Consider the following 15805-nt stretch of genomic DNA (forward strand, 5'->3'; position numbering starts at 1 on the left):
GAACGGCGCTTGATGATGGTGATGGGGAAAGCATAAATTCGCCGAACGATGAAATAACGCAGCGAGTTTACATACCAGCCCTGCATTTTCGCATCACCGAGGACGACTTCGATGAACTGGGACGACACCCGCGTGTTTCTTGCATTGTGCCGCGAGCAAACCCTGCGCGGCGCCGCACGCCGCCTGGGCGTGGACCAGGCCACGGTGGGTCGCCGGCTCGCATCGCTGGAGGGCGCGCTGCATGCCACGCTGTTCCTGCGGACCTCCAGCGGTTACTCCCTAACCAGCGCCGGCGAAGTGGCCATGCGGGCTGCCTTGGCGATGGAATCTGCCGCCGCCGGCCTGCAGCGGCAGATTCTTGGACTGGATGACCGCCTGAGCGGGGTGGTGAGAGTGACCAGTACCGACGCCTTCGCGTCGGACTTCATCATCCCAGCCGTGGCTCGGTTGCGCCAGGAACACCCTGGGATCGAGGTGCAATTGCACGCGTCCACGCAGATGCTCAACCTCAGCCAGCGCGAGGCAGATATCGCCGTACGTACGCACAAGCCGGACAACCCTGAACTGGTGGTGCGGAGCCTGGCGCGCTGGCAAACCGCACTGTTCGCCTCGCATACGTACCTCCAGCACTTTGGCGAGCCGGTGCCCGGTGGTGCGTTTGCCGGGCACGAACTGGTGATCTACCAGCCTTATCTGGACAGCGGCAAGGAGGTGACACTGGCCGGCGAACCGATCGCCAAAGGGCGCATCGCCATGACTTGCACCTCGGGGCTGATGGTGCGCCAAGCACTGGCCAGTGGCATCGGGCTGGGTGAACTGCCGGTGCCGATGGGCGCACGTGCGGGCTTGCAGCAAGTGTGGGCGCAAGGCAGGCCTTACGACATCTGGCTGGTGACCCATCAGGATGTCCGCCATACGGCGCGGGTGCGGGTGGTGATCGATGCGATCGCCAAGGCGTTCAGCCTCTAGCTGCCCGTTCCAGCACACCCTTACAAGACCGCTGGCCTATCCTTGCTCCACAGTCCCGGATCATCCCCCTTGGAGGCCCCATGATCCGCGCCAACCCCGGACCAGGCCGCGCCCTGCTCGCCACCCTCGCCCTCTGCCCGGCACTCAGCCAGGCAGAAGATCCCGGCTGGTCGCTGCTCAGCCGCAACTATTTCCTGCACAGCGACTTCCGCTCGCCCTCCGCCAGCGGCCAGAACTACCGCCAGGAATGGGCCCAGGGCTTCATCGGCGAGGTCCGCTCGGGCTTCACCGAAGGCACGGTCGGTGTCGGCCTCGACGCCCATGGCTTCCTCGGCCTCAAGCTCGACGGCGGCCGCGGCCATGCCGGCACCGGCTTGCTGCCCCGCGACAGCGATGGCCGCGCCGAGTCCGACTACTCCAGCGCCGGCGCCGCGCTCAAGCTACGCCTGGGCAACACCCAGCTGCGTTACGGTGAAATGACCGTCGAAACCCCGGTGTTCGACACCGCCGACAAGCGCCTGCATCCGGAGTACGCCACCGGCTGGTTCGTGGACAATACCGACCTGCCTGACTGGCGCCTGCAGGCCGGGCGCTTCACGGCCTTCAACAACCAGGACAACAGCTCCACCCACGACGATTTCAGCGGCTACGGCGCCACCACCCGCAACCGCGCCATCAGCCTGGCCGGCGCCACCTTTGCGCCGCACGGCCCCTTCGGCGGCGCATTGTACGCCGGGCAGCTGGAGGACACCTGGCGCCAGGCCTACCTCAACCTGAACCTGGCAGAAGGCAATTGGCGCCTGGACGGCAATCTCTACAAGACCCGCGACACCGGCAATGCCAGCGCCGGGGCGATCGACACCCTCGCCTACAGCCTGCTGGGCAAGTACAGCTTCGGCGCTCAGGCCCTGACCCTGGCGTACCAGAAGGTCGAGGGCGACACGCCGTTCGACTTCGTCGGCGGCGACTCCATCTACCTGGCCAACTCGATCAAGTACGCCGACTTCAACGGCCCCGGCGAGCGCTCCTGGCAACTGCGCTACGACCTCAACTTCGCCACCCTCGGCGTGCCTGGCCTGAGCCTGATGGGCCGCTACGTCAGCGGCCGCGGTATCGATGGCAGTCACGCCCCGTCCAGCGGAGCCTATGTGAACCAGTACGGCCAGGGCGGCAAGCACTGGGAGCGCGACGTCGACCTGAAATACGTGGTCCAGTCCGGTGCCGCCAAGGACCTCAGCCTGTCGTTCTCACACGTCAGCCACCGCGCCAACCAGGCCCAGGCCGGCGATGACATCGACCGCCTCTACCTGATCATCGAATACCCCCTCAAAGGCAGCTTCTGACATGAGCAATTCCCCTTCAGGCGCCTGGAGCCCGTTGCGCAACACCACCTTCCGCATGCTGTGGATCGCCACCATCGCCTCCAACATCGGCACCTGGATGCACGAGGTGGGCGCCGGCTGGCTGATGACCACCCTGTCGGCCAACCCGCTGCATGTGGCGCTGATCCAGGTGGCCGGCTCGCTGCCGATGTTCTTCCTCGCCCTGCCGGCCGGCGCAGCGGCGGATATCGTCGACAAGCGCCGCTACCTGCTGCTGGTGCAATTGTGGATGTCATCGGTAGCCGTGGTGCTCGCCACACTGACCCTGCTCGGCCTGATGAACGTCACCCTGCTGCTGGTGCTGACCCTGGCGCTGGGCATCGGCACGGCGTTGATGATGCCGGCCTGGAGCGCGCTGACGCCGGAGCTGGTGGGCAAGCAGGACCTGGCCAACGCGGTGGCCATTTCCAGCGTCGGCATCAACGTGTCGCGCGCCATCGGCCCGGCGCTGGCCGGTGTGGTGGTGAGCATGGTCGGCCCGTGGCTGACCTTTGCCCTCAATGCCGCGTCCTTCGCCGGCGTTATCCTGGTGCTGTTCCTGTGGCAGCGTGAGGTGAAGGAGCCGCTGCTGCCGGCCGAGCGCTTCGTCGCTGCCATGCGCACCGGCCTGCGCTTCGCACGCAGTGCCAAACCCTTGCAGGCCGTGCTGTTGCGGGCGTTGGCATTCTTCTTCTGCGCCAGCGCCGGGACCTCGTTGCTGCCACTGATCGTGCGCGGTCAGATGCACGGCAGCGCGGCCGACTTCGGCCTGCTGCTGGCGGCCATCGGCATCGGCGCGGTGGCCGGCGCCACGCTGCTGCCGCGCCTGCGCGAGCGCATCAGCCGCGACCGCCTGGTGCTGCTCGCCAGCCTGGTGTATGCCCTGTTCCTGCTGGCCCTGGCGCTAGTGCGCAACTTCTATGCGCTGTTGCCGGCGATGCTGCTCAGTGGCGCGGCGTGGATCGCGGTGTTGTCCAACCTGCAGGTAGCGGCGCAGACCTCGGTACCGGCCTGGGTACGGGCGCGGGCGTTGTCGGTGTACATCCTGTTCTTCTTCGGCGCCATGGCCAGCGGCGGCTTGCTGTGGGGCACGCTGGCCAGCCATGCATCGATTACCCTGAGCCTGTTGCTGGCCGCAGGTGGCCTGGCGCTGGGCACCTTGCTGACCTGCAAGGTCACCTTGCCGGAGACCGAAGCCGAGGAACTGACGCCGTCGCTGCACTGGCCGGTGCCGGTGCTCAGCGATGACATGGACAAGGAAAGCGGGCCGGTAATGGTCACCGTGGAGTACCACATCGAGCCGGCCAAGGCCGAGGCATTCCAGCAGGCGGCGCGGGAGCTGGAGGCGATGCGCAAGCGCAATGGCGCACTTTCGTGGGGGTTGATGCGGGACAGTGCAGATCCTGCGCTATGGCTGGAGTTCTTCTTCGAGGAGTCTTGGCTGGAGCATTTGCGGCATCACCATCGGGTGACCCGGGGGGAGCTCAAGATCGAGGCGCGCGTCAGAATGCTGCAGACCGACGGGGTCGAGGTGAAGATCCGCCACCTGTTGGCTGGCGTTGAACACAAGGCACACCATTGATGCAGGCCTTACCGGCCTCTTCGCGGGCAAGCCCGCGAAGAGGCCAGCACTGAAGGAACGAAAAAGGGGGCCAATAACTGGCCCCCTTTCACATCAGCTCAGCTTAGAACGCGAAGCACGAGCAACCCAGCGCGCCCCAGAAGCCCTGGTAGTCATTCACCGGTACGCTCGAATGCCGCGCCTTTTCATGGCTGTGCGCATGCACCCCGCATGGCCCGCTGCACTGGTGCACGGCGGCTGCCAGCGACGGCGTGCCTACACGCCAGTGCCCCGGCACCTTGGTCACTGGCGACCACTCCGGCAGCACCGGCACCTGTGCTGGGCCAAGCTTGTCGAATTCAGCCGCGCCGTACACCACCTTGCCGTCAACGATCGTCAGCACCGACTCGATGCCTTTGATCGCCTCTTCATCGACGCTGAAGAAGTCCAGCGACAGTGCCGCCAGGTCGGCCAGCTGGCCCACCTTGATCTGGCCCTTCTTGCCCTGCTCGCTGGAGAACCAGGCGCTGCCCTGGGTGAACAGCTGCAGCGCGGTGTCGCGGCTCAGGCCTTCCGGGTACAGCGCCATACCGCCGACGGTCTTGCCGCTGACCAGCCAGTACAGCGAAGTCCACGGGTTGTAGCTGGACACGCGGGTAGCGTCGGTACCGGCGCCGACCGGCACGCCCATCTCCAGCATGCGCTTGATCGGCGGGGTCTGCTCGGCCGCCTTGGCGCCGTAGCGGTCGACGAAGTACTCACCCTGGAAGGCCATGCGGTCCTGGATGGCGATGCCGCCGCCCAGCGCACGCACGCGCTCGATGTTCTGCGGGGTGATGGTTTCGGCATGGTCGAAGAACCACGGCAGGCCGTTGAACGGGATGTCGCGGTTGACCTTCTCGAACACGTCGAGCATGCGCGTGATCGATTCGTTGTAGGTGGCATGCAGGCGGAACGGCCAGCGCTGCTCGACCAGGTGGCGCACCACGGGCTCCAGCTCTTCTTCCATGGTCTGCGGCAGGTCCGGGCGCGGCTCGAGGAAGTCCTCGAAGTCGGCGGCGGAGAACACCAGCATCTCGCCAGCGCCGTTGTGGCGCAGGAAGTCGGTGCCGCTGTGCAGCTTGACGCTGGACGTCCACTTGCGGAAGTCGTCGAGCTCTTCCTTGGGCTTCTGGGTGAACAGGTTGTAGGCGATGCGCACGGTCAGCTGGTTGTTGTCGGCCAGTTCCTGGATCACCTGGTAGTCGTCCGGGAAGTTCTGGTAGCCGCCGCCGGCATCGATGGCGCTGGTCAGGCCCAGGCGGTTCAGCTCACGCATGAACTGGCGGGTGGAGTTGACCTGGTATTCCAGTGGCAGCTTCGGCCCCTTGGCCAGGGTGGCGTAGAGGATCATCGCGTTGGGGCGGGCGATCAGCATGCCGGTCGGGTTGCCGAACTTGTCACGCTGGATCTCGCCACCCGGCGGGTTCGGTGTGTCCTTGGTGTAGCCGACGGCCTTGAGCGCGGCGCGGTTGAGCAGCGCGCGGTCATACAAGTGCAGCAGGAACACCGGGGTGTCGGGCGCGGCCTGGTTGATTTCTTCCAGGGTCGGCATGCGTTTTTCGGCGAACTGGAATTCGTTCCAGCCACCGACCACACGCACCCACTGCGGGGTCGGTGTACGCGCTGCCTGGTCCTTGAGCATGCGCAGGGCATCGGCCACCGACGGCACGCCTTCCCAGCGCAGCTCCAGGTTGTAGTTCAGGCCGCCGCGGATCAGGTGCAGGTGCGAGTCGTTCAGGCCGGGGATCACCGTGCGCTGCTTGAGGTCGATGATCTGCGTGGCGCTGCCCTTGTGGGCCATGGCCTCGGCGTCATTGCCCACGGCGATGAAACGGCCATCCTTGATGGCGACGGCGGTGGCGGTGGGCTTTTCGCGGTCAACGGTGTGCAGTTTGCCGTTGAACAGAATCAGGTCGGCGGTCATGGAACCTCCTTGGGTGGATGCGTGGGCGGAACCGGCTTGGCCGGTAAAGGGCAATGCGGACCAGAGGGCGCCGGCGGCACCGAGCACGGTGCTGGTGGCGAGGAACTGGCGACGGGTCTTGTCGTTGCGGTCCTGGGACATGGTCTTCTCCGTCTGGGGGCGGCGGCAGGCGCAACTGTGGAGCATGCCGGTTGACGCAGGGTCAGGGCTTGGATGGATGTGCGGTGAGCTAGAAGGTTAGCCCTGTTCAGGTTTTATGCAGCCATGGCCGGCCTCTTCGCGGGTGAACCCGCTCCCACAGTTACTGCTTTCCCTGTGGGAGCGGGTTTACCCGCGAATGCCTTCCACAATTACTTCTGCAGGAACGCCAGCAAGTCCTCGTTCAGTTGCTGGGCATGGGTCACCGCGAACCCGTGCGGCGCGCCGGCATACACCTTCAGCTCAGCCCCACGAATCAGCTCCGCCGCCTGCTTGCCGGTGGTCTCGAAGGGCACGATCTGATCGTCGTCACCATGGATCACCAAGGTCGGCACATCGATCTTGGCCATGTCCGGACGGAAGTCGGTCTCCGAGAACGCGGTCACGCAATCCAGGGTGCCCTTGATCGACGCCATCAGGGCGATGTTCAGGGTCTGAGTCTGCACGCCCTGGGACACCTGCTGCCCATGGTTGATGCCATAGAACGGCGCTGCGAAATCGGCGATGAACTGTGCACGATCGGCACGCAGGCCAGCGCGGATGCCCTCGAACACCGACAGGTCGACACCTTCAGGGTTGTCGGCGCGCTTGCCGAACACCGGCGTCACCGCCCCCAGCAGCACCAGCCCGGCCACCCGCTCACTGCCGTGGCGGGCGATGTAGCGGCTGACATCACCGCCACCCATCGAGAAGCCCACCAAGGTCACGTCATGCAGGTCGAGGTGCTCGATGAGCTGGGCGATGTCGTCGGCGAAGGTGTCGTAATCGTAGCCGGTCCACGGCTGGCTCGAACGGCCGAAACCACGGCGGTCAAACGCGATGGCGCGGTAGCCGCGGCTGGCCAGGAACTCCATCTGCGAGTCCCACATGTCGGCGTCCAGTGGCCAGCCGTGGCTGAACAGCACCGGTTTGCCGCTGCCCCAGTCCTTGTAATAGATCGAAGTGCCGTCGCGGGTCACGAGAGTGGTCATGTCGATATCTCCTTGAAAGTCTGAAGGTGAAGGCGTGGCTCAGCCGCGCAGCCAGTTGGCGCAGCGGCGGGTTACCCAAGGCATGATGTAGAACACCACGGGCAGGATGACGAACAGGTTGACGATGAGGTTGCCGCTGATCGGCCCGGCCAGTTGCGGGAAGCGCGCGAACAACGGCGCCAGCAACTGCGGGATGATCATGGTCATCGGGCAGATCACCAGGTAGGTGAGCAGCGCCTGCTTCCAGCGCGGTGGTTGCGCCGCGTTGGTGCTTGGCGGGGTGAACCAGAACTCCGGGTCATCGTGCACCTGGGTGTGATCACCACCTTCGAGCAATGGCAGTACTTCATTGACCAACGCCTGGCGTTCGGCCGAGTTGACCCAGGCCTGCAGCAAGCTGGCGTCAGCGAAGCGCACCACGGTGGTGAAGTGCAGCCCGCCTTCGTCAGGGCGAATAACGTTGACGTCCAGGTGCCCCGGCTGGCGGCGCGCGGCGCTGACCGTGCGCTTGAGCCACGCTTCGTAGGCCGCCAGCGACTCGGCGCGGGCCTTGTGCTGGATGACCAGGGTCACCACGTTGCGGTTGTCTTGGCGTGCGGTGTTCATCGGCGTTCCTTGGGATGAGCTTGCCCGCATCCACTGTGCAACGGCGGACGGGCGGTGGATTGGATAGGTGTGCTGCCCTCACCGGGCACCGACTGTCGGTGCCCGGCGCTCGGCTTACTTGTTGGCGTTGAAAGCGTTGTAGCTGGTCATCAGGTTGCGGTAGTCCGGGATGTGGTTGGAGCACAGGGCGGCCAGCCCTTCGATGTCGTTGCGCCAGTCGCGGTGCAGCTCACAGGCCACGCCAAACCAGGTCATCAGTTGCGCGCCAGCCCGGCTCATGCGGTCATGGGCAGCATCACGGGTCATTTCGTTGAAGGTGCCGGAAGCATCGGTCACCACGAACACTTCGAATTCTTCTTCCAGGGCCGCCAGCGCCGGGAAGGCTACGCAAACCTCGGTCACCACACCGGCGATGATCAGCTGCTTCTTGCCAGTGGCCTTCACGGCCTTGACGAAGTCTTCGTTGTCCCAGGCGTTGATCTGGCCTGGGCGGGCGATGTACGGGGCATCCGGGAACAGCGCTTTCAACTCCGGCACCAGCGGGCCGTTGGGGCCTTGCTCGAAGCTGGTGGTGAGGATGGTCGGCAGGTTGAAGAACTTGGCCAGGTCAGCCAGGGCCAGCACGTTGTTCTTGAAGGCGTCAGGCTCGATGTCGCGGACCAGGGACAGCAGACCTGCCTGGTGGTCCACCAGCAGAACAGCGGCGTCGTCTTTGTTCAGGCGGTTGTATTTGAAGTGGGTCATGGCGGTAGCTCCTAAGGGTTTTGATTTTCAGTAAGTTGGGTGTTTCGCGTTGATGGGAGAAGATTAAAACCAACACCTTTGGAGCGGTAGTTAGTGGTTTTTGGCTTTAGCGTTCCATTAAAGGAACGATCTATTGGCAGTGGATTTGCTGGCCTCATTGCTTGCCTGAGCAAGCTGCTCTATTACTACGCACAGCCCTCCCCTCACTCCCGAGACTTCCATGCTGGCGTTCATCCAGTCGTCCCCGTTGTTGCTCGGTACCGCCCTGATCCTGCTCGACCTCGTGCTCTGGCAGTTGATCCCGATTCAGCGCCGGGCCTGGCGCATTGGCGCGCGACTGGTGATCTTCCTGCTGTTCAGCTCGGTGCTGGTGGCCGCCGGCATGAGCCCGCTGCAGCCGCCACCGTGGCCCGACGATGTATCACGCAACCTGATCGCCACAGTGCTGGCGATCGGCTGGTGGCTGTTCGGCGCGCGCACGGTGACCGTGGTGTTCGGCCTGCTGCTGGTGGCCCGTGGCAGCCATGGCGGGCGCCTGTTGCAGGATGTACTGGGGGCGCTGATCTTCCTCGCTGCCGTGGTCGCCGCTGCGGGGTATGTATTGCAACTGCCGGTAAAGGGCCTGCTGGCCACTTCCGGGGTGATGGCCATCGTCATCGGCCTGGCACTGCAGAGCACCCTGGCCGACGTGTTCAGCGGCATCGTGCTGAACACCACGCGGCCCTATCAGATTGGCGATTCGATCTCCATCGATGGCACCGAGGGCAAGGTGCTGGACATCGACTGGCGCGCCACGCGCCTGCTCACCGGCAGTGGCAGCCTGGCGGTGATCCCCAACTCAGTGGCGGCCAAGGCACGGCTGCTCAATCACAGCCGCCCGGCCGATGTGAACGGCGTGTCGATTTGCGTGGTGGTGCCAGCCAAGGTTCGCCCCAAACGGGTTTTCGATGCCCTGGAGAAAGCCCTGCAGGGCACCAGCGCGATCCTCGCCTCACCCAAGCCCAAGGTCACGGTGAAGACCTCGACGCTGGAGTCGGTGGAGTACGAAGCCAGCGGATTCATCGCTGACATGGGCGGCAAGACCGATGCTCGCAACCAGTTGTTCGACCTGGCGCACCGCCACCTGGAAGCCAGCGGGGTGATGTGGAACGTCGACCTGGCCATGCCGCCACGCAGCCGCCAGCGCGAAGTGCTGGACGAGGTGCGGGTGTTCCGCTCGCTGAGTGACGAAGAGCGGGATGCCTTGAGCCAGCGCATGACCGCTGTGGAATACCTGGCCGACCAGGTGATCCTCGGCGTGGGCGAACAGTCCGATCATTTGCTGGTGATTGGCAGCGGTGTGGTTTCGGCGTCGGTGCGTGATGGCGACAAGCTGCTGGAGGCCGGGCGCATGGGGCCAGGTGAGGTGCTGGGGATCGAGGGGATCATCGACGAAGACGACTCGATGGCCGAGTTCCGTACCTTGACCAGCTGTGTGCTGTACCGCATAGAAAAGGCACAGGTGAAGAGCTGCCTGGAGCAGCGTGGAGAGGTGCAGACGGCGTTGAGCAAGTTGCAGCGGTTCCGCCGGCAGAGCCGAGAGTCGCTGTTGCTGCAGAAGCCGGTTTCGATCAAGAAAGGTGGCTTCCTCAGCTGGCTGCACAAGTAAGCCTGTGCCGGCCCCTTCGTGGGTGAACCCGCTCCCACAGGTACTGCGCAACTCTCAGGCCTTGCGCAATCACTGTGGGAGCGGGCTTGCCCGCGAAGAGGCCGGTGCTTACAACACAACCCTCAAGCATTGCCCCGCGTGGTACAGCGAGAAACCGGACTCATAGAACGCCGTGCGCAGCGAAGGCGCACTCACGCCCTTCATCGGCGAGAACGGAATTGGCAGGCTGTCCGCCTCCCCCTTCAGCAGGAATTCGGCAAACGCCCGGCCAATCACGGTCCCGGTGGTGTTGCCTCGGCCGTTATAGCCCGTCACCGCCACCAGCCCCGGCGCTGGCTCGAACAGCCGCATCAGGTGGTCAGGGGTAAAGTCGATGCAGCCAGTCCAGTGCATTTCCCACTCGACCTTGCCCAGCTCCGGGTAGTAATGGCTCTGGATCCGGTCGGCCCAGCTGCGCACGAACCAGGCCGGCTTGTTGTCGACCCGGCCAAGGCTGCCCAGCAGCAGGCGGCCCTGATCGTCGCGGCGGATGCTGCTGAGCACCGTGCGCGTGTCCCACGAGCCTTGGCCGTGCGGCAGCACCTTGTCGGCGGCCGCGCCATGCAGCGGCTTGGACGCCACCTGGTAGTAATAGCCACGGAAGAACTGCTTCTGCAGGTTGCTCCAGTCGCCTTCGGTGTAGGCGCCGGTGGAGATCACCACCTTGTCGGCGCGCACCGAGCCGCGTGCGGTCTTCACCCGCCAGCCATCGCCATCGCGCTCCAGGCCTTCGACCGAGGATTGCTGGAACAGCTTGCCGCCCAGGCGCACCACGGCGGCGGCCAGGCCCTGGGTGTAGCCCATCGGGTTGATGGTGCCGGCGCGGCGGTCGAGCAGCGCGGCGGAAATCTTGTCGGTACCGCAGTATTCCTGGCACTGGGCGCCGGTCAGCAGCTCGACGTCGGCACCGCGGCGGCGCCATTGCTCGTGGCGGGCCTCGAGGTCGGCGATACCGGTGGCGTTGTGCGCCATGTGCAACGTGCCTTTGTGCTGGGCCTGGCAGTCGATGCCCAGGCGTTCGATCATGGCGAACACTTGCGCCGGGGCTTCGCCAAGCACCTTGTTCAGGCGGCTGCCCTGCTTCTGGCCGAGGGTCGCCTCGACATCATCGGGGCGGATCCAGGTGCCGGCGTTGACCAGCCCGACGTTGCGCCCGGAGCCGCCGTGGCCGATCTTCCAGGCCTCCAGCAAGATCACCGACTTGCCCTGTTCGAGCAGGTGGATGGCCGCCGACAGGCCGGTGATGCCGCCGCCGATCACGCAGACATCGGCCTTGTGTTCACCGGCCAGGGCCTGGGCGGCCACGCTCGGTTTGCTGACGAATTCCCACAAGCACTCTTGACGCAGTTCGGACATGGCCCGGCTCCAGCAATTTATTCTTGTTTGGGGCCGCCTTGCGGCCCATTCGCGGGTCAAGCCCGCTCCCACAGGTACTCCACAGTGTTCAAAATCTGTGATGTACCTGTGGGAGCGGGCTTGACCCGCGAACCGGGGGCACAGCCCCCGGCCATACAGCATCAGTCGAACACGATACCCTGCGCCAGCGGCAGCTCGCGCGAGTAGTTCACGGTGTTGGTCTGGCGACGCATGTAGCCTTTCCAGGCATCGGAACCGGACTCACGACCACCGCCAGTCTCCTTCTCGCCACCAAACGCCCCGCCGATCTCGGCGCCACTGGTGCCGATGTTGACGTTGGCGATGCCGCAGTCGCTGCCCGAAGCACTCTGGAAGCGCTCGGCCTCGCGAATGTCGGTGGTGAAGATGCACGACGACAGGCCTTGTGGCACTTCGTTGTTCAGGCGCAGGGCCTCTTCGAAGTCGTCATAGGCCAGCACGTAGAGGATCGGTGCGAAGGTTTCGTGGCGCACCACATCGCTTTGCCCAGGCATCTCGGCGATGGCCGGCGTGACGTAGTAGGCGTTCGGGTACTGGTCGGCCAGCTGACGCTCACCACCGAATACCTGACCACCCTCGTCGCGGGCCTTGGCCAGCGCACCTTGCATGGCGTCGAACGACTGCTTGTCGATCAGCGGGCCGACCAGGTTGTCCTTGCGTGGGTCACCGATGCGCACTTTGCCGTAGGCGGCTTTGACGCGGGCAACCACTTCGTCCTTGATCGAGCGGTGCACGATCAGGCGACGCAGGGTCGTGCAACGCTGGCCGGCAGTGCCGACAGCGGAGAACAGAATGCCGCGCACGGCCAGGTCGAGGTCAGCGCTCGGGGCCAGGATCATGGCGTTGTTGCCACCCAGCTCGAGGATGCTGCGACCGAAGCGGGCCGCAACACGTGGGCCGACTTCACGGCCCATGCGGGTGCTGCCGGTGGCGCTGACCAGCGGTACACGTGGGTCGTCGACCATGGCTTCGCCGGCTTCACGGCCGCCGATCACCAGTTGCGCCAGGCCTGCTGGGGCGTCACCGAAGGCCTTCAGGGCTTTTTCGAACAGCGCCTGGCAAGCCAGGGCGGTCAGCGGGGTCTTCTCGGACGGCTTCCACACCACCGAGTTACCGGCCACCAGGGCCAGCGCAGTGTTCCAGGCCCAGACGGCCACCGGGAAGTTGAAGGCGCTGATCACGCCGACCACGCCCAGCGGGTGCCAGGTTTCACGCATGTGGTGGCCCGGGCGCTCGGAAGCGATGGTCAGGCCGTACAGCTGGCGCGACAGGCCAACGGCGAAATCGCAGATGTCGATCATTTCCTGCACTTCGCCCAGGCCTTCCTGGGTGATCTTGCCGGCTTCGATCGAGACCAGCTCGCCGAGGTCGGCCTTGTGCGCACGCAGTACTTCACCAAACAGGCGCACCAGCTCGCCACGGCGCGGGGCCGGCACACTGCGCCAGGCTTCGAAGGCGCTCTGGGCCTGATCGATGCGGGCGATGGTCTCGGCCTTGCCGAGCAATTTCACCGAGGCGATCTGGCTGCCGTCGATCGGCGTGTGAACAGGGTAGTCGCCCTGGGTGTAAGCCTCGGCGGCAACGCCAAGGCGCTCGAGCAATCCAGCAACCATTTGTGCTTCTCCTACATCGGGTGATGGGGTGGAAAAATGATGTGGATCAGTATTAATCCGATCACACCGGTGCAACAAACGACCTTTATTCCGCATATCATTCCGTCAGGTAATGATTTGAGCCGCAGAGACCGCTATGTCCAAACGCCTGGTGCCCTCCATGACCGCCCTGCAGTGCTTCGAAGCTGCAGCACGCCACCTGAGCTTCACCCGTGCCGCCGAAGAGCTGCACCTGACCCAGAGTGCGGTCAGCAAGCAGGTGGCGCAGCTGGAAGAGATGCTGCGCCACCACCTGTTCCTGCGTATCCGCAGGCGCCTGCAACTCACACCCGCTGGCAGTCTGTACCTGGCCGAGGTCAACAAGATCCTCACCCAGGTCGACATGTCGAGCCGCTACGTACTCACCTACGGCGAGCAGACCGAGGTATTGAAGGTAGCCACTCAACCGAGTTTTGGCGTGCGCTGGCTGATCCCGCACCTCAAGGGCTTTGGCAAACGCCACGCGAATATCCACCTCGACATCCGCAACGAGATGGAACCGTTCGCCTTGCTGCAAGGCTCGGCGGATGTGGTGTTCTTCTATGGCCAAGGCACCTGGCCGGGGGCCACCTGTGTCGAGCTGTTCGGCGAAGAGGTGGTGCCGGTGTGCGCGCCGGAGCTGCTGGCCGGGCGTGAGCTGGGGGGTGCGGGTGAGTTGGCGGACATGGTGCTGCTGCAGAGCACCTCGCGGCCGGAGGCTTGGCATGAGTGGTTCCTGGAGCTGGGGTTGCACAGTGTCAGCGCCTATCACGGGCCGCGGTTCGATACGTTCTACATGGCGTTGAGTGCGGCGCAGGCCGGCTGCGGGGTGGCGTTGGTGCCGCAGTACCTGGTGGCGAAAGAGCTGGCCGAGGGCAGCCTGATGATTGCCTGGAACCATGCGATGCCCAGTGCCGGTAAGCATTACCTGGCCTTTGCCGAGCATGCGGCGGAGGTGCCTAAAGTCAGGGCATTGGTGGAATGGATTCGCCAGCAGCTTCAGCCTTGAGATTGCCGGGGCCGCTTTGCGGCCCATCGCCGGCAAGCCAGCTCCCACAAGTACTGCGCAAGGTTCAAACTGTACCTAATCCCTGTGGGAGCGGGCTTGCCCGCGAAAGGGCCCTCGAGGTCGATCAGAAATGGAATGACTGGCTCACTTTTTTTCGCTTGTGAGGCAAGTGCATTCCCAGCTTTCATGTAAGCGTCCAAACCTAACCAGGAAGCTAGCGATGCCCGCCCACGATTTCGTCAGCCCCGACAGCATCCGCGCGCAGTTCTCTGCCGCCATGTCGCTCATGTACAAACAGGAAGTGCCGCTGTACGGCACGCTGCTGGAGCTGGTGAGCGAAATCAACCAGCGGGTCATGGCCGAGCAGCCCAAGGTGGCCGAGGCCCTGCGCTGGACCGGCGAGATCGAGCGCCTGGACCAGGAGCGCCACGGCGCCATCCGCGTCGGTACTGCCGAAGAGCTGGCGACCATCGCTCGCCTGTTCGCGGTGATGGGCATGGCGCCGGTCGGCTACTACGATCTCAGCTCGGCCGGTGTGCCGGTGCATTCCACCGCGTTCCGCGCCGTGCATGAGCAGTCGCTGCATGTCAGCCCGTTCCGCGTGTTCACCTCGTTGCTGCGCCTGGAGCTGATCGACAACCTGCAACTGCGTGAGCTGGCCCAGGAGATTCTGGCCAAGCGCAAGATCTTTACCTCGCGCGCACTCGAACTGATTGCCCAATCCGAGCATGATGGCGGCCTGAACGCCGCCGATGCCGACGAGTTCGTCCGCGAAGCCCTGCACACCTTCCGCTGGCACCAGGACGCCACGGTCACTGCCGAGCAGTACCAGCAACTGCACGACCAGCACCGCCTGATCGCCGATGTGGTGGCCTTCAAAGGCCCGCATATCAACCACCTGACCCCACGCACCCTGGACATCGACGCGATCCAGGTCGGCATGCCGGCCAAGGGCATCCCGCCGAAAGCCGTGGTCGAAGGCCCGCCCACCCGCCGCCACCCGATCCTGCTGCGCCAGACCAGCTTCAAGGCATTGCAGGAGAAGGTTGCGTTCAGCGACCACCAGGGCAGCCACACCGCACGCTTCGGCGAGATCGAACAGCGCGGCGCGGCACTGACACCGAAGGGCCGCCAGCTGTACGACAGGCTGCTCGACGCCACCCGCGCCGCCTTGGGTGGCGCGCCGGCCGAGGCCAACGCCGAGCGCTACATGGCCCTGCTGCAGGAAAGCTTCAGCGAGTTTCCGGATGACCTGGCGCAGATGCGCGAGCAAGGGTTGGCGTACTTCCGCTACTTCGCTACCGAGAAGGGCCTGGCAGCGCGTGGGCAAGCGGATCGCCCGACCACGCTGGAAGGCCTGATCGCGGCCGGCCATGTGCACTTCGAGGCGCTGGTGTACGAGGACTTCCTGCCGGTGAGTGCGGCGGGGATCTTCCAGTCGAACCTGGGGGATGAAGGCCAGGCCGAATATGGCAGCAATGCCAACCGCGAAGCGTTTGAAGCGGCGCTGGGGCTGCAGGTGCAGGATGAGCTGGCGCTGTATGCGCAGAGCGAGCGGCGCTCGTTGCAGGCCTGTGCCCAGGCGCTGGACCTGGGTTCGATGTAACACACAGCGGGGGCGCTTTGCGCCCCGTTCGCGGGTAAACCCGCTCCTACAGGTACAGCGCTGGCCTCGGGCCTGTCGTAACCCTGTGGGAGCGGGTTTAC

The 15805-nt window shown here is 64.9% G+C and carries 12 protein-coding genes; 6 read left to right on the plus strand and 6 right to left on the minus strand.

All coding sequences use genetic code 11. The features are described from left to right. Positions 1-111 precede the first annotated feature (111 nt). The 3 genes from OCX61_RS26455 to OCX61_RS26465 all read left to right on the plus strand — a co-directional run bounded on the left by OCX61_RS26455 (position 112) and on the right by OCX61_RS26465 (position 3912). A complete protein-coding gene (locus tag OCX61_RS26455) occupies positions 112-969 on the plus strand; it encodes a LysR family transcriptional regulator (RefSeq protein WP_261942022.1) in 858 nt (285 codons plus the stop codon). Between the two features lie 80 nt (positions 970-1049). Next, complete coding sequence (locus tag OCX61_RS26460; RefSeq protein ID WP_261942023.1) at positions 1050-2312, plus strand: OprD family porin; 1263 nt, start codon at positions 1050-1052, stop codon at positions 2310-2312. A 1-nt stretch (position 2313) separates the two neighbouring features. Continuing rightward, positions 2314-3912, plus strand: coding sequence for an MFS transporter (locus OCX61_RS26465; protein WP_261942024.1), 1599 nt, complete (start codon positions 2314-2316; stop codon positions 3910-3912). Positions 3913-4015: 103 nt separating this feature from the next. On the opposite strand, the gene OCX61_RS26470 is transcribed toward OCX61_RS26465, so the two are convergent. The 4 genes from OCX61_RS26470 to ycaC all read right to left on the minus strand — a co-directional run bounded on the left by OCX61_RS26470 (position 4016) and on the right by ycaC (position 8376). Continuing rightward, positions 4016-5857, minus strand: coding sequence for an amidohydrolase (locus tag OCX61_RS26470; RefSeq protein WP_261944369.1), 1842 nt, complete (start codon positions 5855-5857; stop codon positions 4016-4018). 350 nt (positions 5858-6207) lie between these two features. Then, entirely contained in the window at positions 6208-7026 is an 819-nt protein-coding gene (locus tag OCX61_RS26475) for an alpha/beta fold hydrolase (RefSeq protein WP_261942025.1), read from the minus strand. 39 nt (positions 7027-7065) lie between these two features. Beyond that, entirely contained in the window at positions 7066-7632 is a 567-nt protein-coding gene (locus tag OCX61_RS26480) for an antibiotic biosynthesis monooxygenase (RefSeq protein ID WP_261942026.1), read from the minus strand. Between the two features lie 114 nt (positions 7633-7746). After that, positions 7747-8376 (minus strand): isochorismate family cysteine hydrolase YcaC, encoded by a 630-nt coding sequence (gene ycaC / locus OCX61_RS26485; protein WP_261942027.1) that lies wholly within the window; start codon positions 8374-8376, stop codon positions 7747-7749. Between the two features lie 220 nt (positions 8377-8596). Here ycaC and OCX61_RS26490 point away from each other — a divergent pair, with 220 nt between their 5' ends. Then, positions 8597-10024 carry a mechanosensitive ion channel family protein gene (locus OCX61_RS26490; RefSeq protein WP_261942028.1) on the plus strand — a complete coding sequence of 476 codons (1428 nt, stop codon included), beginning with the start codon at positions 8597-8599 and terminating at the stop codon, positions 10022-10024. A 108-nt stretch (positions 10025-10132) separates the two neighbouring features. Here the strand turns inward: OCX61_RS26490 and amaA are convergent, their stop codons facing one another. Together amaA and amaB are read right to left on the minus strand one after the other, a co-directional pair. Then, complete coding sequence (gene amaA / locus OCX61_RS26495; protein ID WP_261942029.1) at positions 10133-11419, minus strand: L-pipecolate oxidase; 1287 nt, start codon at positions 11417-11419, stop codon at positions 10133-10135. Between the two features lie 161 nt (positions 11420-11580). After that, positions 11581-13071, minus strand: a complete 1491-nt coding sequence (gene amaB / locus OCX61_RS26500) for an L-piperidine-6-carboxylate dehydrogenase (RefSeq protein WP_315973263.1) — start codon at positions 13069-13071, stop codon at positions 11581-11583. Between the two features lie 136 nt (positions 13072-13207). Between amaB and OCX61_RS26505 the strand changes: the two genes are divergently transcribed. Further along, a complete protein-coding gene (locus OCX61_RS26505) occupies positions 13208-14098 on the plus strand; it encodes a LysR family transcriptional regulator (protein ID WP_261942030.1) in 891 nt (296 codons plus the stop codon). Between the two features lie 220 nt (positions 14099-14318). Continuing rightward, positions 14319-15704: a 2-oxoadipate dioxygenase/decarboxylase HglS gene (hglS, locus tag OCX61_RS26510; protein ID WP_261942031.1), complete on the plus strand. Its 1386-nt coding sequence runs from the start codon at positions 14319-14321 to the stop codon at positions 15702-15704. Positions 15705-15805: the final 101 nt, after the last annotated feature.

Origin of the sequence: Pseudomonas sp. LRP2-20 (assembly GCF_024349685.1) — a bacterium.
In the GTDB taxonomy this organism is placed as follows: domain Bacteria; phylum Pseudomonadota; class Gammaproteobacteria; order Pseudomonadales; family Pseudomonadaceae; genus Aquipseudomonas.